The organism is Pseudomonas sp. HN11 (genome assembly GCF_021390155.1).
In the GTDB taxonomy this organism is placed as follows: domain Bacteria; phylum Pseudomonadota; class Gammaproteobacteria; order Pseudomonadales; family Pseudomonadaceae; genus Aquipseudomonas.
The window spans coordinates 2,818,309-2,837,352 of the sequence record NZ_CP089985.1; the positions used below are offsets into that span (position 1 = coordinate 2,818,309).

Annotated in this window: 14 protein-coding genes and 1 pseudogene; 2 read left to right on the forward strand and 13 right to left on the reverse strand. The window is 60.5% G+C overall.

Features of this window, described 5'->3' with window-relative positions; genetic code table 11:
* Positions 1 to 30: 30 nt before the first annotated feature.
* The 12 genes and pseudogenes from LVW35_RS12790 to LVW35_RS12845 form a co-directional block, all read right to left on the reverse strand.
* Positions 31 to 2,526 carry a PAS domain-containing protein gene (locus LVW35_RS12790; protein WP_233895947.1) on the reverse strand — a complete coding sequence of 832 codons (2,496 nt, stop codon included), beginning with the start codon at positions 2,524 to 2,526 and terminating at the stop codon, positions 31 to 33.
* A gap of 135 nt (positions 2,527 to 2,661) precedes the next feature.
* Positions 2,662 to 4,620 (reverse strand): acetoacetate--CoA ligase, encoded by a 1,959-nt coding sequence (locus LVW35_RS12795; RefSeq protein WP_233895948.1) that lies wholly within the window; start codon positions 4,618 to 4,620, stop codon positions 2,662 to 2,664.
* 13 nt (positions 4,621 to 4,633) lie between these two features.
* Positions 4,634 to 5,407: a 3-hydroxybutyrate dehydrogenase gene (gene hbdH / locus LVW35_RS12800; RefSeq protein ID WP_233895949.1), complete on the reverse strand. Its 774-nt coding sequence runs from the start codon at positions 5,405 to 5,407 to the stop codon at positions 4,634 to 4,636.
* A 7-nt stretch (positions 5,408 to 5,414) separates the two neighbouring features.
* Positions 5,415 to 6,806 (reverse strand): GntP family permease, encoded by a 1,392-nt coding sequence (locus tag LVW35_RS12805; protein ID WP_233895950.1) that lies wholly within the window; start codon positions 6,804 to 6,806, stop codon positions 5,415 to 5,417.
* A 286-nt stretch (positions 6,807 to 7,092) separates the two neighbouring features.
* A complete protein-coding gene (locus LVW35_RS12810; RefSeq protein WP_326489605.1) occupies positions 7,093 to 8,496 on the reverse strand; it encodes a sigma-54 interaction domain-containing protein in 1,404 nt (467 codons plus the stop codon).
* Positions 8,493 to 10,067 carry an ABC transporter ATP-binding protein gene (locus tag LVW35_RS12815; RefSeq protein WP_233895951.1) on the reverse strand — a complete coding sequence of 525 codons (1,575 nt, stop codon included), beginning with the start codon at positions 10,065 to 10,067 and terminating at the stop codon, positions 8,493 to 8,495. Before LVW35_RS12815 ends, LVW35_RS12810 begins: the two co-directional genes overlap by 4 nt.
* Before the next feature lie 10 nt (positions 10,068 to 10,077).
* A complete protein-coding gene (locus LVW35_RS12820) occupies positions 10,078 to 11,100 on the reverse strand; it encodes an ABC transporter permease (protein ID WP_233895953.1) in 1,023 nt (340 codons plus the stop codon).
* Entirely contained in the window at positions 11,100 to 12,164 is a 1,065-nt protein-coding gene (locus LVW35_RS12825; RefSeq protein ID WP_233895954.1) for a microcin C ABC transporter permease YejB, read from the reverse strand. Before LVW35_RS12825 ends, LVW35_RS12820 begins: the two co-directional genes overlap by 1 nt.
* On the reverse strand, positions 12,164 to 14,023 hold the full coding sequence (locus LVW35_RS12830; RefSeq protein WP_233895955.1) for an extracellular solute-binding protein: 1,860 nt from the start codon (positions 14,021 to 14,023) through the stop codon (positions 12,164 to 12,166). Before LVW35_RS12830 ends, LVW35_RS12825 begins: the two co-directional genes overlap by 1 nt.
* A gap of 130 nt (positions 14,024 to 14,153) precedes the next feature.
* Entirely contained in the window at positions 14,154 to 14,435 is a 282-nt protein-coding gene (locus LVW35_RS12835) for a peptidylprolyl isomerase (RefSeq protein WP_010210937.1), read from the reverse strand.
* Between the two features lie 141 nt (positions 14,436 to 14,576).
* Positions 14,577 to 14,906: pseudogene (locus LVW35_RS12840) on the reverse strand (hypothetical protein); the annotation flags it as partial.
* Between the two features lie 97 nt (positions 14,907 to 15,003).
* Complete coding sequence (locus LVW35_RS12845) at positions 15,004 to 15,498, reverse strand: DUF1543 domain-containing protein (protein ID WP_233895956.1); 495 nt, start codon at positions 15,496 to 15,498, stop codon at positions 15,004 to 15,006.
* A gap of 106 nt (positions 15,499 to 15,604) precedes the next feature.
* Here LVW35_RS12845 and LVW35_RS12850 point away from each other — a divergent pair, with 106 nt between their 5' ends.
* Positions 15,605 to 16,426, forward strand: a complete 822-nt coding sequence (locus LVW35_RS12850) for an aldo/keto reductase (RefSeq protein WP_233895957.1) — start codon at positions 15,605 to 15,607, stop codon at positions 16,424 to 16,426.
* Positions 16,427 to 16,477: 51 nt separating this feature from the next.
* Here LVW35_RS12850 and LVW35_RS12855 read toward each other — a convergent pair whose 3' ends face one another.
* Positions 16,478 to 16,993, reverse strand: coding sequence for an Hcp family type VI secretion system effector (locus LVW35_RS12855; protein ID WP_233895958.1), 516 nt, complete (start codon positions 16,991 to 16,993; stop codon positions 16,478 to 16,480).
* 477 nt (positions 16,994 to 17,470) lie between these two features.
* Between LVW35_RS12855 and tssA the strand changes: the two genes are divergently transcribed.
* Complete coding sequence (gene tssA, locus LVW35_RS12860; protein WP_233895963.1) at positions 17,471 to 19,024, forward strand: type VI secretion system protein TssA; 1,554 nt, start codon at positions 17,471 to 17,473, stop codon at positions 19,022 to 19,024.
* Positions 19,025 to 19,044: the final 20 nt, after the last annotated feature.

The window sequence follows — 19,044 nt, forward strand, 5'->3', positions numbered from 1 at the left end:
ACATGCAACGGCGCGCGATTATGCCTGAACTCATTCAACCACGCTGATCATGCTGCGGATTTTCGTGGCCAGCAGGTCGATGGAAAACGGCTTGGCGACCATGTCCATGCCGTCCTCCAGGAAACCCTGGCGCTCGGCGGCTTTCTCCGCGTAACCGGTCATGAACAGCACCTTGAGTCCTGGTCGATGCTGACGGGCGATTTCAGCCAATTGCCGGCCATTCATGCCGGGCAGGCCGACGTCGGTCACCAGCAAATCCACGCGCAAGTCCGATTCCAGCAACGGTAATGCCGTGCGCGCATCGGCGGCCTGGTGGGCGGTGTAGCCCAATTCGTCGAGCAGGTTGACCACCAGCATGCGTACCGCCGGGTCATCCTCGACCACCACCACGGCTTCACCGGCCAGGGCCACCGGGGCTTCACCCAGGCTGGCGGGCAAACTGCTTTCCAGCGAGGTGCCATACAGTCGCGGCAGATACAGGCGCACACAGGTGCCCTGGCCCGGTTCGCTATGAATGGTCACGTGGCCGCCGGACTGTTGGGCAAATCCATAGATCATTGACAGGCCCAGGCCGGTGCCTTGGCCGATGGGCTTGGTGGTAAAGAATGGGTCGAACGCCTTGGCCAGAATCTTCGGTGCCATGCCGGTGCCGTTGTCGCACACACCGAGCATCACGTAGTCGCCAGCCTTGACCGGTTCGAGGGTGGTGATGTCGGTGCCGTCCAGGTAGCTGTTGGCGGTTTCGATCAGGATTTCACCACCATCGGGCATGGCATCGCGGGCGTTGATCACCAGGTTGAGCAGGGCGTTTTCCAGTTGGCTGGCATCGGTGTTCACTGGCCAGATGTCTTGGCCCAGTTGCACCTTGAGCCCGATGTGCGCGCCTTTGGTGCGACGGAACAGGTCTTCGAGGGACTCCACCAATTGGTTGGGGTCCAGCGGGCGGCGGTCCAGCGACTGACGGCGTGAGAACGCCAGCAGGCGGTGGGTGAGAGCGGCCGCACGATGGGCGGAGGACACGGCGGCATCGGTAAAGCGGCCGATCTCGTCACTGCGCCCGGCCGCGATGTAGCGCTGCATCAGGTCCAGGCTGCCGATAATGCCGGTGAGCATATTGTTGAAGTCGTGGGCGATACCACCGGTGAGCTGGCCGACGGCTTCCATCTTCTGTGCATGGCGCAGCGCATCTTCGGCACGCTCGCGCTCGTACATCTCGTTTTGCAGGCGCTGGTTGGCCTCGGCCAGGGCCTGGGTGCGCTGGGCCACGCGCTCTTCAAGGTTTTCGTTGAGGTGGCGCAGGGCTTCTTCGGTGAGTTTGCGTTCGGTCTCATCGATCACGAAGATGTAGAAACCGTTCACCGAGCCGTCATTGCTGAAACGCGGCAGGTACTTCATCAAAGCATGGCGCGGACGGCCGTCGTGGTGCGGAGTGATGGTCATGAAGCTGCAGGCCTTGCCCTTGAGCGCGGCGGCGATCTTGTCCTCACGCCCGGCATACACCTCGTCGCCGAGCACTTCGCGGATGCTCTTGCCGTACAGCTCCTGGGGTGTCATACCGTACCACTCCAGGTACGCGCTGTTGTTGAGGCGAAAGCGCTCTTGATGGTCGACATAGCCGATCAGCACCGGCATGGCATTGATGATCAGCTGCAACTCGGTCTGGCTTTGGCGCAGGGCCTGCTCGGTATGTTTGCGCTCCGTGAGGTCCAGCGCGGCACCCAGGAACCGCGCCGGGCGGCCTTGATGATCCTTATAGCAGCGTCCGCGGGCAAATACCCAGCGCACCTGGCCGTCGGCTTGCAGCAGTCGGTATTCTTCGGCGTACTCGGTGCCGAAGGTAATGCAATGCTTGATGCTGCGCGTCACCATGCCACGGTCTTCCGGGTGTACGCCGTGCAGGTAATCGCTGATTGGCAACTGGCTTGCATTACTGGGGTCGACGCCGTGCAGGTAGGCGAAGTGCGCGTCGGCAATAAAACGGTCTTCGCCGATGTCCCAATCCCAGGTGCCCACCGCGTCGGTCGCCGCGAGGGCAAGCTGCAGGCGTTGTTCGGTGTTGTGCTGGGCTTTTCGGCGTTCGTTGGTTTCGATGGCGGTGACCAGGATGCCCGCAACACGGGCGCTTTCATCGCGAATCGGGCTGTAGGTCAGGTCCAGCCAGATTTCCGTGTCGCGATTGTTGCGTTGCAGCACGAAGCGCTGCTCGCTGAAGGTGCGCACCTGGCCGGTGAGCACGGCGTCGTAGATCGGCGCGGTGAAGCCTTCCAGCTCCGGCCATGTCTGGTGCGCGGGTTGGCCCATGGCGTCGGGGTGTTTGTTGCCCGCCAGTTGGGCGAAACCGTCATTGTAGAGTTGCGTGAGTTGATCGCCCCATAGCAGGAGCATTGGCATCGGCGAGTGGACGACGATGTCCACCGCAGTGCGTAGGCTTTGCGGCCAATCATTGGCCTCACCGAGAGGGCTTCGCGCCCAGTCCAGCCGCGCAATCAATGCGGCGGCTTCGCTACCGGTGGTTGTGTCCTTCATGAAAAAGCCCTGAGCGTAACGCTTTGAAAAATGACAACACCTATTATCCCGCGAGTCGGGAATGGGTGACTACCCCCGAAAAATAGCATGCATTGGCGGTTTGTCTTCAAATGAGTGCGCCAGGGCTGAAACCTTTCATCCTCTCGTCAGTTCAGGGCGGTCGCGAAACTGCTCCAGCGCCTGCGGGTTGGCCAGGGCATCGGTGTTTTTCACCGGCTCGCCGTGCACCACATTGCGCACCGCCAATTCAACGATCTTGCCGCTGATGGTGCGGGGGATATCGGTGACAGCAAGGATCTTCGCCGGTACATGACGAGGTGTGGTGTTGGCGCGGATCACCTGGCGGATCTGTTGCTCCAAGGCTTCGTCCAGTTCGACCCCCTCATTGAGGCGCACGAACAACACCACGCGGACGTCGTCCTGCCAGCGTTGGCCGATAGCCAGGCTTTCCTGCACCTGTGGGACTTTTTCCACCTGGCGATAGATCTCAGCCGTACCAATACGCACGCCGCCAGGGTTGAGTACCGCATCGGAACGCCCGTGGATCAGCAGGCTGCCATTGGTGCGTTGCTCTGCGTAGTCACCCTGTGCCCAGACGCCGGGAAACTGGCTGAAATACGAAGCGCGCAGTTTCGTGCGGTCCGGGTCATTCCACAGGCCGATGGGTATGGCCGGGAAATGCCGGGTGCACACCAATTCGCCTTTTTCGTCGATCAGCGGCCGACCCTGGTCGTCCCATACCTCAATGGCCATCGCCAGGCTCTTGCACTGCATTTCGCCGCGCCGCACCGGCAGTACCGGGTTGCCGATCACAAAGCAGGAAACGATATCGGTGCCGCCGGACATGGACGCCAGGCACAGCTCGGCCTTGATCTCGCGGTACACGTAGTCGTAGCTCTGCGGCGACAGCGGCGAGCCGGTCGAAATCAGCCCTTTGAGGCTGCCGAGGTCATGGGTCAGACGCGGCTGTGAGCCGGCCTTTTCCAGCGTGGCGAGAAATTTCGGACTGGTGCCGAACACGCTGATCTTTTCCGCATCGATCAGGTCGATCAGGCGCTCGGGCCCAGGGTGAAACGGCGAACCGTCATACAGCACCACTGTGGCGCCGATGGCCAGGACCGATACCAGCCAGTTCCACATCATCCAGCCGCAGGTGGTGTAGTAGAACAGGCAGTCCTTGCGGGAGAGGTCGGCATGCAGGCCGTGTTCCTTGAGGTGGGTAAGCAGCACGCCGCCGGTACCGTGGATGATGCACTTGGGCACGCCGGTGGTGCCGCTGGAATAGAGGATGTAAAGCGGATGATCGAACGGCACCGCGACGAATTCGGGCTCGCCGCCCGGCTGATAGAAGTCCTGCCACAGCGCAACGCTGGCGTGGGTCTTATAGTCCTCGATTCTGGCCTGGGGACGCGCGTACGGCACGATGATCAACTGCTCCAGGGATGGCAGGCGCTCAAGGATTTCATTGAGCTTGGCGCTCTGGTCGATGTCTTTGCCGGCATAGCGATAACCGGCGCAGGTGATCAGCACCTTGGGTTCGATCTGGCCGAAGCGGTCGATCACACCCTGGGTGCCGAAGTCCGGCGATGAGCACGACCAGATTGCGCCGAGGCTGGTGGTGGCGAGCATGCCTACCAGGGTTTGCCAGGTGTTGGGCATGCACGCGGCGACGCGGTCGCCTTGTACCACACCAGCCGCCCGCAGGCTTTGTTGCAGGCCGGCGACATGGGCGGCCAGTTCGGCATAGGTCAATTGTTCGCGTTGGCCGTCTTCGCTGATGGCAACCACGGCCGGGTGATCGTCGCGGCGGCGCAACAGGTGCTCGGCGAAGTTCAGGGTCGCGCCGGGAAACCATTGAGCGCTGGGCATCTCGGCGTCCTCGATCAGCACCGCCTTGGGCGGGCTGCGAAATTGCACATCGAAATACGCCACGATCGCCCGCCAGAAATCCGGACGCTGGTCGATGCTCCACTGGTGCAGCGCCGGGTAGTCGCTGAGCTGCACGCTATAGCGCTCGTCGATGTAGCGCCGGAACTGGTCCATCCGCGTGTGGGCGATGCGCTCCGGGGAGGGTTGCCAGAGAATCTCGGACATAGTGGGCCTCTCGTTATTGTGCCAGCCAGCCGCCGTCGATATTCCACGCCGCGCCGCGCACCTGGCTGCCGGCTTCGCTGCACAAGAACAGCACCAGTTCGCCCAGTTGCGGCGGCGTGACAAACTCCAGCGACGGCTGCTTTTCCGCGAGCAGATCATGCTGCGCCTGCTGCGGGTCAACCCCGGCGGCGGCACGGTCATCAATCTGCTTCTGCACCAGCGGCGTCAGCACCCAGCCTGGGCAGATAGCGTTGCAGGTGACGTTGCTGGTGGCCGTCTCGAGGCCGACAACCTTGGTCAGCCCGATCACGCCATGTTTGGCCGCCACATACGCCGCCTTACCCACCGAACCGACCTGGCCATGCACCGAGGCAATATTCACGATACGTCCCCATCCCTTGGCCTTCATGCCCGGCAAACTCAAGCGCGTGCTGTGAAATACCGATGACAGGTTGATCGCGATGATCGAGTCCCAGCGCTCCGCCGGGAAGTCTTCCACTGCCGCCACATGCTGGATGCCGGCATTGTTCACCAGAATGTCCACGCCACCGAACTCACGCTCGGCGTAGGCGATCATGTCGGCGATCTGTGTCGGGTCGCTGACATCCGCCGGGTGATGGCCGACCTTGCCGCCGAACGCCTGCACCTGGGCGATCACCGCGCTGGCGTCGCCGAAACCGTTGAGGATCAGGTTGGCTCCGGCCCTGGCCAGGCTCAGTGCTATCCCTAGGCCAATGCCGCTGGTGGAGCCGGTAACCAGGGCGGTCTTGCCGTTCAATGTCGTCATGAAAACCTCACACAATGCCGGTGGCGTAGAAAGTGCCGATCACCACGAACACCGCGAGGGTCTTGATGATCGTGATGCCGAAAATATCCTTGTAGGCTTCGCGGTGGGTCAGGCCGGTGACTGCCAGCAGCGTGATCACCGCGCCGTTGTGGGGCAGGGTATCCATGCCACCGCTGGCCATGGCGGCGACCCGGTGCAGCACTTCAAGGGGGATATTGGCCGCATGGGCCGCCGAAATAAAGCTCTCGGACATGGCCGCCAGGGCGATGCTCATGCCGCCCGACGCGGAGCCGGTGATGCCGGCCAGCAGGGTCACGGTAATCGCTTCGTTGACCAGCGGGTTGGGGATCCCCTTGAGCCAGTCCGCCAGTACCAGAAAACCCGGCAGCGAGGCGATCACGGCACCAAAACCGTACTCCGACGCGGTGTTCATCGCTGCGAGCAATGCACCGCTGACCGCGCTTTTGCTGCCTTCAGCGAGCTTGCCTTTGATTGCCGAGAAGCCGAAGACCAATACCATGATAATCCCGACCAGCAATGCAGCCTGCACCGCCCAGATCGCGGTGAGCTTGGCGATTTCGGTGGTCACCGGCGTGGTCATGCCTGGCAGGGCAAGGCTGTGGGTCTTGCCGTACCACTGCGGGATCCAGTGGGTGAAGAGCAGGTTCATCACGCCCACCAGGATCAGCGGCGACAGCGCGATCCAGGGATTGGGCAGGGCCAGGTTCTCGGCGGTTTCCGGCTCGTTGCGCAGCTCGGTGCCATAGCCTTCACCGGCACGCTGCGCCTTGTTGCGCTGGCGCGCGAGGTAGAGCATGCCGGCACAGAACACGAAGATTGTGCCGATCAAGCCCAGCCACGGCGCCGCCCAGGCGGTGGTGTTGAAGAAAGTGCTGGGGATGATGTTCTGGATCTGCGGCGTGCCGGGCAGGGCGTCCATCGTGAACGAGAACGCACCGAGGGCGATGGTCGCCGGGATCAGACGTTTCGGGATATTGCTTTGGCGGAACATCTCCGCCGCGAACGGGTACACCGCAAACACCACCACGAACAGCGACACGCCGCCGTAGGTGAGCAGGGCGCAGACCAGCACGATCACCAGCATCGCCTGACGCGTGCCGAGCACACGAATCGCGGCGGCGACAATCGAGCGCGAAAAGCCCGACAGCTCGATCAGCTTGCCGAACACCGCGCCGAGCAGGAATACCGGAAAATACAGTTTGATAAAGCCGACCATCTTCTCCATGAACACCCCGGTAAAGGCGGGTGCGACGGCGGACGGATCGGTCAGCAGGACAGCGCCGAGGGCGGCGATGGGGGCAAACAGGATAACGCTATAGCCACGGTAGGCAGCCAGCATCAGCAGCACCAGGGCTGCCAGGGCAATGATCACACTCATGGTGTGTCTCCATCGGATTGTTATTTTTGTGGGGTTAGGCTTTGGAGGAGGGCTATAGCGAGATATGTGCCAATTAGCTAAGTATTTGAAATATATGAATAAATTAAAGAGATTGGATTGACGCTATCAGATTTGTCCCATATTTGAGACTCATGTAGATCTAATGTGAGAGCGGGCTTGCTCGCGAATGCGGTGTATCAGCCAAGAATTAGGCGGCTGGCACACCGTATTCGCGAGCAAGCCCGCTCCCACATTGGAATGTCTTCGTATGTAGAATCGTGTCTCTCTATTGAGACTGGGCGAGACCCAACGCCAGCATTTTCTTGTACAACGTCGACCGCCCAAGCCCCAACTGCTTGGCCGCCTCTACCACATTCCCCTCGCACGCCCTCAACGCCGCTCCAATGATCTGCCGATCAAAGCGCTCCCGCGCCGCGCTGAAACTTTCACCCTCAACCGTTGCGACGGCACTGCCACGCTCCACCGGCGTAAAGGTGCCGATTGCTGCGCGGATCGCCGAGGCATTCAACACCAGGTCATCACTCAACAGCGCAGCCCGCTCCAGCACATTGCGCAGTTCACGGATATTCCCCGGCCACGCATGCTGCCCCAGCAATGCCAAAGCTTCACGGTCCAGCTCATGCTGGCTGCGCAACTCCTCAAGAATCGCTTCGCTCAACGCCGGAATATCCTCCAACCGTTCACGCAACGGCGGCACCTGGATCGGCAACACATTCAGCCGGTAATACAGGTCCGCGCGGAACTCGCCACGTTTGATTGCCGCTTCCAGGTCCATGGACGTGGCCGCGATCACCCGCACATCGCTGTGGAGCATCTCGTTGGAGCCTACAGGCTCGAATTCCTTCTCCTGCAAAACCCGCAACAATTTGCTCTGCAGCGGCAGGGGCATGTCACCGATTTCATCGAGGAACAGCGTGCCACCCTGGGCAATCTGGAATTTGCCCGGACGGCCCTTGCGGTCGGCGCCGGTAAATGCACCCGGCGCGGTGCCGAAGAACTCGGCTTCCAGCAGGTCAGCGGGAATCGCTGCACTGTTGATGCTGACAAAGGCCTTGTGCGCACGGCTTGAGGCGCCGTGAATCGCCTGGGCCAGCAATTCCTTGCCGGTGCCGGTCTCGCCCAGCAATAACACCGGTGACTCGGCGCTCGCACTGCGCCGCGCCCGGCGTTTAACTTCGAGGCTGGCGGTGCTGGTGCCGATAAAATGGGCAAAGTTGTATTTGCTCTGGCGTGAGCGCAGCAACGAGCGTGTCGAGGCCAGCTCCTGCTGCATGCTCAGGTAGCGCTCGATCAGCGGCGACAGGTTGCGCAATTCATCGAACAGCGCAAAACCAATCGCGCCGATCACCGCGCCGGCGTCGTTGTGGATCGGCAAACGCATCACCACCAACGGGCCTTTGGGCGTGTCCTGGATATCCAGCAGGATCGGCTGGTCATTGCGCACCACCTGGCGTAACAGGCTGTTGGAGATCACCTGTTCACACGGCTGGCCGATGGCTTCGTCGGCGCTCTTGAGGCCGAAACGCTTGGCGTAGCGCTCGTTCATCCACACGATATTGGCGTCGCGGTCGACAATCACCGTGCCTTCGCTGGACTGTTCGATGATCTCGAACAGCGACTGGATCGCCAGGCCGCGAACCTGTTGGTAATCCGTGAGGCTGGTGCTCATGACGATAATCCGCAGGCGGCGGCCAGCAGCTCCTGGGTGTACGGATGCTGGGGGGCATCAAACACCCGATGGCTCGCGCCGGCCTCCACCACCTTGCCGTCCTTGATCACGATCATGTCGTGGGCCATGGCACGCACCACCGCCAGGTCATGGCTGATGAACAGGTAAGTCAGGCCGTATTTATCCTGCAACTCACGCAGCAGCGCCACCACTTGCTTTTGCACGGTGCGGTCGAGGGCCGAGGTGGGCTCGTCGAGCAGTATCAGCGCCGGCTTGAGCACCAGCGCGCGGGCGATGGCGATGCGTTGGCGCTGGCCGCCTGAGAATTCATGGGGGTAGCGATGCCGGCTGGCCGGGTCGAGGCCCACGTCCTTGAGCACTTGGATCACCTGTGCATCACGGTCGGCCAGGCTGCATGGCGCGTGCACTTCCAGGCCTTCGCTGATGATCTGCTCCACGGTCATGCGCGGGCTGAGGCTGCCGTAGGGGTCCTGGAACACCACCTGCATCTGCTTGCGCCATGGGCGCATCTGCTTGTGGTTCAGCGGGTCGAGGGCTTCACCCTGGAAGCGGATGCTGCCGGTGGAGTCCAGCAGCCGCAGGATCGCCTGGCCCAAGGTGGACTTGCCCGAGCCGGATTCGCCGACAATTCCCAGGGTCTTGCCGCGTTGCACGCTGAGGCTGATGCCATCCACTGCACGCAGGTAGGTCTTGCGCCGGAACCAACCGCCGCCGAGGGGGAATTGCACGCTCAGGTCGTCCACCTGTAACACCGTCTCTCGCTCATCACTGCACAGCGCATCACCGGTCGGTTCCGCATCCAGCAGCAGGCGGCTGTACGGGTGTTGCGGCGCGTTGAACAGGCTCTGACAGTCAGCCTGCTCGACAATCTCGCCGGCGCGCATCACGCACACGCGCTGGGCAATGCTGCGCACCAGGTTGAGGTCGTGGCTGATCAGCAGCAGCGACATGCCAAGGCGTTGTTGCAAGGATTTGAGCAGCAGCAGGATCTTGCGCTGCACCGTCACGTCCAGCGCGGTGGTGGGCTCGTCGGCAATCAGCAACTCCGGCTCGCAGGCCAGGGCCATGGCGATCATCACCCGCTGGCGCTGCCCGCCGGACAGTTGATGGGGGTAGGCCTTGAGCCGCTCCTTGGGTTTCTGGATGCCCACCAGGTCGAGCAACTCCAGGATGCGCGCCTGGGCCGCCTTGCCACCCAGGCCCTTGTGCAGCAACAGGGTTTCGCCGATCTGCTTTTCAATGCTGTGCAAAGGGTTCAGGGAGGTCATCGGCTCCTGGAAGATCATCGCAATGCGGTTGCCGCGCAGCTTCTGCAAGGTGGCCGCCGACGCACCTATCAGTTCCTGGCCGCGGTACTGGATGGAGCCGGTGGTTTCAGTGCCGGCTTCGGGCAGTAATTGCAGGATCGAGTGGGCAGTCACCGACTTGCCCGAGCCCGACTCGCCCACCAGTGCCAGACACTCGCCGGGGCGCACGTCCAGGCTCAGATTACGCACCACGGTCTGGCCGCTGAAGGCGACGCTGAGGTCGCGGATTTCGATCAGGTTCATAGGCGGTCACTCATGAGCGTGGGTCGAAGGCATCACGCAATGCCTCGCCGATAAATACCAGCAGCGAGAGGATCAACGCCAGTGTGAAGAACGCCGTCAGGCCCAGCCAGGGCGCTTGCAGGTTCTGCTTGCCCTGGGCGATCAACTCACCCAGCGAGGCGCTGCCTGCGGGCATGCCGAAACCGAGGAAGTCCAGGGCGCTCAGGGTAGAAATCGCGCCGGTCAGGATGAAGGGCAGGTAGCTCAAGGTGGCGGTCATGGCGTTGGGCAAGATGTGCCGACGAATAATCTTGCCGTCACCCAGGCCCAAGGCCCGTGCGGCCTTGACGTATTCCAGGTTGCGCCCGCGCAGGAACTCGGCGCGCACCACGTCCACCAGGGCCAGCCAGGAAAACAGCGCCATGATCCCCAGCAGCCACCAGAAATTCGGCTCGACAAAACCAGACAGGATAATCAGCAGGTACAGCACCGGCAATCCGGACCACACCTCCAGCACACGCTGGCCGATCAAATCCACCCAACCGCCGTAGTAGCCCTGCAACGCGCCGGCCGCAATGCCGATGGCGGCGCTGATCGCCGTGAGTGCCAGGGCAAACAGGATTGACACCCGCGCGCCAAAGATCACCCGCGCCATCACATCCCGCGACTGGTCATCGGTACCCAGCCAGTTCACTGCCGAGGGCGGGCTGGGGGCAGGGCGGGTCAGTTCATAGTTGGGCGTGTCGTCGCTGAACGGAATCGGCGGGAACAGCATCCAGCCGCCGTCTTGTTTGATCAGCTTTTGCACGTAGTCACTGCGGTAGTCGGCCTGGAACGGCAACTGACCGCCGAACTGCTGCTCGGTGTAGCGCTTGAACACCGGGAAATACAGTTCGTTCTTGAAACTCAACACCCAGGGCTTGTCGTTGGCGATCAACTCACCGCCCAAGGTCAAGATAAACAGGCCGATGAACAGCCACAGCGACCACCAGCCGCGGCGGTTTTTCTTGAAACGCTCGAAACGTCGGCGCGCCACGGGAGACAGGTTAAGCATCAGGCGTTCCTCGCGGCAAAGTCGATACGCGGGTCCACCAGGGTGTAGCAGAGGTCACCGATGAGCTTTATCAAGAGGCCGAATAACGTGAAGATGAACAACGAACCGAACACCACCGGGTAATCGCGGGAGACAGCGGCTTCGTAGCTCATGCGGCCGAGGCCATCGAGGGAGAAAATAACCTCGATCAGCAGGGAGCCGGCGAAGAACACCGCGATGAACGCCTGGGGAATCCCCGAGATTACCAGCAACATGGCGTTGCGAAATACGTGGCCGTACAACACGCGTCTTTCACTCAAACCCTTGGCGCGCGCGGTCACCACGTACTGGCGCGTGATTTCATTGAGAAATGAGTTTTTGGTGAGGATGGTCAGGGTGGCAAACCCGCCGATGACCAACGAGGTCACCGGTAACACCAGATGCCAGAAATAATCGGCAATCTTGCCCACGGTGCTCAGCTCTTCGAAGTTCTCCGACACCAGACCGCGCACTGGAAACCAGTTCAGCGAGGTGCCACCGGCAAAGACCACGATCAGGAACATTGCAAACAGGAACGCCGGCATCGCATAGCCGATGACGATCGCGGTGCTGCTCCACACATCGAAGCTGCTGCCATGGCGCACTGCCTTGCGAATCCCCAGGGGGATGGACACTAGGTAGGTGAGCAGCGTGGCCCATAGCCCAAGGGAAATGGTTACCGGCATTTTTTCCAGGATCAGGTCGATCACCGTCTTGCCGCGAAAGAAGCTGTTACCAAAATCCAGCTGGGCGTAGCTCTTGAGCATCAGCCACAGGCGTTCCGGCGCGGGCTTGTCGAAGCCGTACTGTTTTTCGATGTCTTTGATCAACTTCGGATCCAGGCCACGGCTGGCGCGTGAGCCGCCGCCGATGCCTTCGCCGGAAGAACCACCGACGCCACCGCTGCCGCCGATGCCTTGCAGGTGGGCGATGGCCTGTTCTACCGGGCCACCGGGAGCAGCCTGCACGATCACGAAATTTACCAGCAGGATGATCACCAGCGTCGGGATGATCAGCAGCAGGCGCCGCACGATATAGGCAAACATCAGCGCGTACCTCCGCGTTTTTTCAGCTCAGCCTTCATTTGCTCATTCGTCAGTGGGGTGGGGCTGACTTCCCACCAGGTTTCCAGGGCTTCATCGTTTTTCGCTTCGATGGCCGGGCGGCCGAAGCGGTTCCACCACGCGGCGGACGTGCCGGGCGGGTAGTAGTTGGGGATCCACAGGTAATTCCATTGCAGCACCCGGTCCAACGCGTGGGCGTAGGTGAGCATCTGCGCTTGGGTGTCCGCCTTGACCAGGCCCTTGATGAGGCGGTCGACGGCCGGGTCCTTGAGTACCATGTAGTTGTTGGCGCCGGGGTCATAGGCGGCGGTCGATCCGAAATAGTTGTACAGCTCCATACCGGGCGACGTGGTGACCGGAAAACCGGTGACGATCATGTCGTAGTCCCGTGCCATCACGCGGTTTACATACTGGGAAGGGTCGATGCGGCGGATATTCAAGGTGATGCCGATCTGCGCCAGGTTACGCTTGTACGGCAGCAGCAGGCGTTCCATGCCGCTTTGGGCATTGAGGAACGTGAACTCCAGCGGTTCGCCTTCGGCATTCACCAGTTTGTCGCCGTCCGGTTTCCAGCCGGCTTCCTCAAGCAAGGCCAAGGCTTGCAGTTGCTTGTCGCGGATCATGCCGCTGCCGTCGGTGACCGGCGCCTTGAACACTTGGGTGAACACTTCGTCCGGCACCTGGCCGCGCAACGGCTCAAGAATCGCCAGCTCCTCCTTGGTTGGCAACTGGCTGGCCGCCAGTGGGCTATTGGAGAAGTAGCTCTGCTGGCGGATGTACATGTTTCGCATCATCTGCCGGTTGGCCCATTCGAAGTCCCACAGCATCGCCAAAGCCTGGCGCACGCGGCGGTCCTTGAACATCGGTTTTTGCACGTTGAACACATAACCCTGCGCCGGTTGCGGCATCTCTTTGGCCAAGTGCGCGCGTTGCAGGCGACCATCGTCCAGGGCCGGGCTGTTGTAGCCGATGGAATACCCGGTGGCGGAAAATTCGCGGTTGAAATCGTAGGCGCCACCGCGCAATACCTGGCGGGCCACTTCAGTGTCGCCGAAATATTCCAGGCTCAGGTGATCGAAGTTGTACAGGCCCCGGCTGACGGGCAGGTCCTTGCCCCACCAGTCGGGGTCGCGGGTAAAGGTGATGGTGCTGCCGGAGTCGATCTTGCTGACTTTATAGGGGCCGCTGCCGAGAGGCGCTTCATAACCGCCGCCGTTGGCGAAGTCGCGGGTCTTCCACCAGTGTTCCGGGAAGACGGGCAGGGTGGCGATGTCCAGGGGCAGGGTGCGGTTTTCATTGCTGGAAAAATCAAACCGTACCTGGCGCTCGCCTTCGACTTCGACGTGTTTGACGTCGGCGAACAGGGTGCGAAAACGCAGGCTGCCTTGGGTCATCAGCAGGTCGAAGCTGTAGCGCACATCTTCGGCAGTGATCGGCTTGCCGTCGGCGAAACGTGCCTTGGGGTTGAGGAAGAAACGCAGCGACAGGCCGTCATCGGCGCGCTCCATCTTCTCGGCGACCAGGCCGTAAACGGTGTAGGGCTCGTCCAGGGAACGCTGGGCCAGCGGCGCGTAAAGCCAGCCGTCGACCTGGGAAACCCCGATGCCTTTGTCGATATACGGCAGCACATGGTCGAAGCGCCCGATCTCGATGGCCGAGCGACGCAGGGTGCCACCCTTGGGCGCATTCGGGTTGGCGTAGTCGAAATGGGTAAAGCCGGCGGGGTACTTGGCCGGTTCACCGTACACGGTCAGGTACGGTTGAGGCGCCGCGATCACGGCCGTGCTGGCCAGCAGCAAGGCCAGGGTCGAGCTAAAAATATAGGAAAAAGCCAATCGCATTGTCAGCCTTGAACGCCGTATGAAGATGAAAAGGGATTTGTACGCTAACGGCATCTGCGTCGCCAGTCATCACATGCACAACGGCCCACCAAAAGGCGGGCCGTTGTTCAGAACATCAGCGCAGACTGGATCAGTCCTGGCGGCTGGTGACTTCCAGCAGGTGGTAGCCGAACTGGGTTTTCACTGGGCCTTGTACGGTGTTGACCGGGGCGCTGAACACAACGGTGTCGAATTCCTTGACCATCTGGCCTGGGCCGAACGAACCGAGGTTGCCGCCGTCGCGGCTCGATGGGCAGCTGGAGTTGGCTTTGGCGATTTCTGCGAAATCGGCGCCGCCTTCGATTTGGGCCTTGAGTTCGTTGCACTTGTCTTCAGTGGAAACGAGGATGTGACGGGCGGTGGCTTTGGCCATGGAAATAACTCCTTGAGTGAAAAGGGTGAGCCTACCGGATTCAGGCGGTTATTTCCTGGCAAAGTTCCCGTCGATTGCCTGAGTGGCCTTCTGCAGCGCCAGTTGTTGCTCAGTGAATTGCCCGGCGCTCAAGCCTTGGAACATGTCAGTCGGTGAGTCCATGAGGGTGATGCCGCGATTGGCAAACCGGGACACTACCTTGGGGGCAAAGATCATCGCCAGAAGAGAAGCATTGAGCAGGGCCAGGTCATACCCGGAGCGCCCGCAGAGTAATTTGCCCTGCACGGTCTCGTAGGAATCGTAGATCACCTTGATGCAAGTGGCCCTCTCGAACTCGGCCAGGGTGGTTTCACCGATGTAGTCCGCCCAGTTGTAGATGCGCAAGGTATTGCCGGGGTCGTCGGCAGCCTTGCTCAAGGTGGAGGAGGCAAGCAGTACAGCGCTGAACAGGACGACAAAGGCTTTACGCATGGGGACCCACCTTGAGTTGTGCTTGTTATCAGGCTGAGGGACTGATTGCACTGTCAGGCAGGTGGCCGATGGGCGCCATGCCCCGTTCGGGTAGGGTTCAGCTCAGGACGATGTAGTGGTTCTGCTGGAGGAGCGGCCGGTGCGGGCCCTGAATCAGGTGGATATAACGACCGTCTACCAGATCGATGGGCAGGCAGTCGTCGATGTCCAGCACCCCATCGGTGTGGGCTTGGGACCATTGGCGCAGCATGTGTTGCTTGCCTTTGCTCGTGGCCTCCCTTTTGTTGCGGGCAACCACCAGCAGGTAGTGATGGGCTTCGCCAAAGCGGTTGGACTCATAACCGCCAAGGTTGATGAAGTACAGGCGGTGCGCGTCAGCAGCGGGGGCCAAATGGCTGAGTTCGACTTTCCAACCGTCGACGCCATCCACGGCCATCCAGGAATCGATATGTACACCCTTGGGGCTACCGAACCAGTCGGCGCGTAATTGCGGGTAAGCCGCTTCCAGCGTGTCCGCTACAACGAACACCACATCGTGAACCTCAATTTTTGCCCGTGGGTGTTTGCCCCCGAGCATGACGACAAACAGCATTGCAGAGACTTCCTGGCGACTTCGCAGAGGCCAACCATACTTCGATTGAACCCTTTTGTCCGGTCAATGCCACACTGTTTATCCGCGAACTCATCAGGAGGTTGTCATGCGTACCATTGATCTGGCGGGTGTTCCCGTCCCTGTCATCGGCCAGGGAACCTGGCGCATGGGCGAAAATCCCGACCAGCACCGCGCTGAAGTTGCCGCGCTGCAATTGGGCATCGACGAGGGCATGACCCTGATCGATACCGCCGAAATGTACGGTGAGGGCGGCGCTGAAACAGTCGTCGGCGACGCCATTCGCGGCAGGCGCGACCAGGTGTTCCTGGTGAGCAAGGTTTACCCACACAACGCCAGCCACACAGGCGTGCCTCGTGCCTGTGAAGCCAGCCTCCAACGCCTGGGCACGGACTACATTGATCTTTATCTGCTGCACTGGCGCGGCCAATATCCTTTGGAAGAAACCGTCGAAGCGTTCGAGCGCCTGCGCGAAGCGGGCAAGATCGGACGCTGGGGCGTCTCCAATTTTGATGTGGCTGACCTGCAGGAGCTCGCGTCCCCGGCCTGTGCCACCAACCAGGTGCTCTACAACATCGAAGAGCGTGGCGTCGAATTTGACTTGCTACCTTGGTGGCAACAGCATCACTTGCCGTTGATGGCGTACTGCCCAATCGCACAGGGCGGCGAGCTGTTGTCCAGCCCGACCCTCAAGCAGATTGCCCGTCGTCACGAGGCCACCCCCGCGCAGGTTTCCCTGGCCTGGGTGCTGCGCCAGGATGGTGTTATCGCGATCCCCAAGGCCGTCACCCCGGAGCATGTGCGACTCAACGCCAGCGCCGCCAATCTGGTGCTGGATGAGCACGATCTGGACGCAATTGATCGTGTGTTTGGCGCACCCAAGCGCAAGCATCCACTGGCGATGGTTTAGTCACTGGCAGGCGCGGCACCTTCCTTGGTGCCGCTCCTAGGCTAATCCGGTTTAACCCGCAACCGGGCTGCGCCAGTCATCCGAACCGGAGGTACCGGACACTTCGTGGGTCCATACGATCTTGCGATAGGTGAAGTACACATCCTCCAGATGAGTGAAGTGTGCGTTGTCCGGGGCCTGGCAGTTGGGCATGCGTGACTGGATATCCACGATGGTCGCCCCCTCCAGTTCAATGGTGAAGTAGTGCTCCTGGGTGCCAGCGGAGGAGGTACGCAGCCATTCCAGTCGACACTTGACCTCTTCGCCGCTGGTTAGCGCGCTGAACAGCAATGGCGAGGATTTATCGAAGACTTTACTGATCATCAAGGGTTTATGGACCCTCTGGCCTGTTGGCTGGCCCGACTGTGGGTCACGCGGAATGATCACTTGGTGAGAAAAGGCCTGGACGAGGATCTGGTCCTCATGGCCCTCCTGGTAAATGTTACCTACCGAGTCCTGGGTAAACGTGCCTGCCGTGATCAAACCTTGTTTGACGCCGGTGATGGAGAGATACGCGGGTGTTGGCATGACGGGTTTCCTTGCCTGATTGAAGTGGTAGTCCCAAACGTTATATGTGCCGATTGGGCGAGTGCTTACTACAAGAAGCGTGCCTGAAAGTGTGCGAGCCAATAAAGTCAGGGTCGCCGAGTTATATAGGTTCGGGTTTTCAATTGGATAGGCTGGGTTTGGTCGGTTTAAGTTGTATTCGCTTGCGCAACTGTGCGCACTTAGTTGCTCAGTTGAAACGTTGTGTGGGTATTGAAGTTGTAAGGGGAATCGAGAAAATACCTATGATTGAGTGCGCAAAAAACTGCACAGTGGCTGATTTTAGGGATTTGTAGGAAAAGGATTAAGTGCCGTTCTGTCGCTTGCTGAATGTTTTATCCATGGCTATGGTTTGGAAGCTTTGCAGGGATTCTCGCAAAGTTAAAATGGCATTCTGGTGCGCACTTTATGCGAAATTAGTTCGCCTTTCCTGTATTGATCAGTTGTGCCTGGTGCAGAATGTCTCATTCGGACAAGTTGTGTGATTATTACCTTGAAGTTGCAAGTGTACCCTGTACGCAAACAAGTTTTGTGGGCGGCGATATGCGCTTTTCGAGTGAATATGAAGTTCTGGAATCCGAGTTGGCCAAGGCACGATCGATTCATGGCGGCAGCCAGCCCGACTGGCAAAAAGTCGTGGAGACCAGCGAAATCATGTTGCGGCATCAGTCCAAGGATCTGCGCGTGGCTGTCTGGCTGACCTGGGCGTTGCACCAGCGTGAATCCTACCCAGGGTTATTGGCCGGGCTGGGGTTATTGCGCTATCTCTGCGAGCATCATTGGTCGGTGGTCCACCCCGAAAAACTGCGCACCCGTAGCGCGGCGTTCGGATGGTTGGTGTTGCGTCTTGAGCCTCTGTTTGCGCAAGGTGTGCCGCTGCATAACCAGCAGCGCTTATTCCGTGCAGTACTTGAGCACCTGATAGGCCTTGATGAGCTATGGGGCAAACACATGGGCGATGGAGCGCCGCTGCTGCTGCCGATTCGCAGGCAATTGGCTCTACGGCTGGAGCAGGCCGCGCAGGACGCTGCTCCGGCGGCCGGGTTGAACGGTGTGATTGCACAGGCCAAGCAGGCGACCAGCCAATTGCTCAAACCTGAAACGGTGGTGGACAACGAAAAAGACGCCTGCAAGTTGCTGCGCACCTTGCAGGAGCAGGCCCGTCCGCTTTGTGCCTGGTGGTTACGCCAGAATGCTACCGACCTGCGCGCCTTGCGCTTCAACCGAACATTGAACTGGTTGGCACTGACCAGCTACCCGGATGCCGACAATGAACGGATTACAGCCTTGCGCGGGCCAGCCCCCGACAAGCTCAAACGTTATCAGGAGCGTTTTGCCCAAGGCCAATACGTCGACCTGGTCCTTGAACTCGAGGTCAGTCTCGCGGGTGCGATGTTCTGGTTCGACGGACTGTACATGCTCTGGCAATGCCTGGACGCGTTGCACGCTGACCAGGCCATGACCGAGCTGGAAGTGACATTCGCCTTGCTGTTGCAACGCTTGCCGGACCTGCTCGCATTTCGTTTTTACGACGGTGCCCCTTTTGCCGACACCGCTACGCGCGACTGGATCACGCTGCAGGTTGCGCGTCACCTGCAAATGCCCGAATCACCCACCGTGATAGTTGATACCGAAGCTGAGCCCTGGGAGACCGCCTTTCAGGCGGTGGCTCCCCGTCTGCGTAAGCAGGGGCTCAAGGCCGCCATCCGTGAGCTCAAGCAGGGCATGCACGCCGCTCGCAGTGACCGCGCGCGCTTTCATTGGCGGTTGGCCCAGGCACGCCTGTGTGTGCAGGCCGGTAAACATGAGCTGGCAAGCATCCAGCTCGAACACCTGGACCACGAACTGCAATGCACAGGCCTTGAACGCTGGGAGCCGGAGCTGGCAATGCAGGTGACACAGCTGCTGTACCGGTGCTGCGACCTGCTGCCACGAAACCACCCCGTGCGTGAGCGCAAGGAAGACACCCATCGCAGGCTGTGCCTCTTCGATCTGGAAGCGGTACTTGAATAGGCTTTCGAGCCACATGAAAA

Coding starts and splice junctions, on each gene's coding strand:
- hbdH (WP_233895949.1), bottom strand. CDS start 5,407: ATGACGACATTGAACGGCAAGACCGCCCTGGTTACCGGCTCCACCAGC.
- LVW35_RS12810 (WP_326489605.1), bottom strand. CDS start 8,496: ATGAGCACCAGCCTCACGGATTACCAACAGGTTCGCGGCCTGGCGATC.
- LVW35_RS12795 (WP_233895948.1), bottom strand. CDS start 4,620: ATGTCCGAGATTCTCTGGCAACCCTCCCCGGAGCGCATCGCCCACACG.
- LVW35_RS12825 (WP_233895954.1), bottom strand. CDS start 12,164: ATGTTTGCCTATATCGTGCGGCGCCTGCTGCTGATCATCCCGACGCTG.
- LVW35_RS12830 (WP_233895955.1), bottom strand. CDS start 14,023: ATGCGATTGGCTTTTTCCTATATTTTTAGCTCGACCCTGGCCTTGCTG.
- LVW35_RS12845 (WP_233895956.1), bottom strand. CDS start 15,498: ATGCTGTTTGTCGTCATGCTCGGGGGCAAACACCCACGGGCAAAAATT.
- LVW35_RS12815 (WP_233895951.1), bottom strand. CDS start 10,067: ATGAACCTGATCGAAATCCGCGACCTCAGCGTCGCCTTCAGCGGCCAG.
- LVW35_RS12850 (WP_233895957.1), top strand. CDS start 15,605: ATGCGTACCATTGATCTGGCGGGTGTTCCCGTCCCTGTCATCGGCCAG.
- LVW35_RS12855 (WP_233895958.1), bottom strand. CDS start 16,993: ATGCCAACACCCGCGTATCTCTCCATCACCGGCGTCAAACAAGGTTTG.
- tssA (WP_233895963.1), top strand. CDS start 17,471: ATGTCTCATTCGGACAAGTTGTGTGATTATTACCTTGAAGTTGCAAGT.
- LVW35_RS12790 (WP_233895947.1), bottom strand. CDS start 2,526: ATGAAGGACACAACCACCGGTAGCGAAGCCGCCGCATTGATTGCGCGG.
- LVW35_RS12835 (WP_010210937.1), bottom strand. CDS start 14,435: ATGGCCAAAGCCACCGCCCGTCACATCCTCGTTTCCACTGAAGACAAG.
- LVW35_RS12820 (WP_233895953.1), bottom strand. CDS start 11,100: ATGCTTAACCTGTCTCCCGTGGCGCGCCGACGTTTCGAGCGTTTCAAG.
- LVW35_RS12805 (WP_233895950.1), bottom strand. CDS start 6,806: ATGAGTGTGATCATTGCCCTGGCAGCCCTGGTGCTGCTGATGCTGGCT.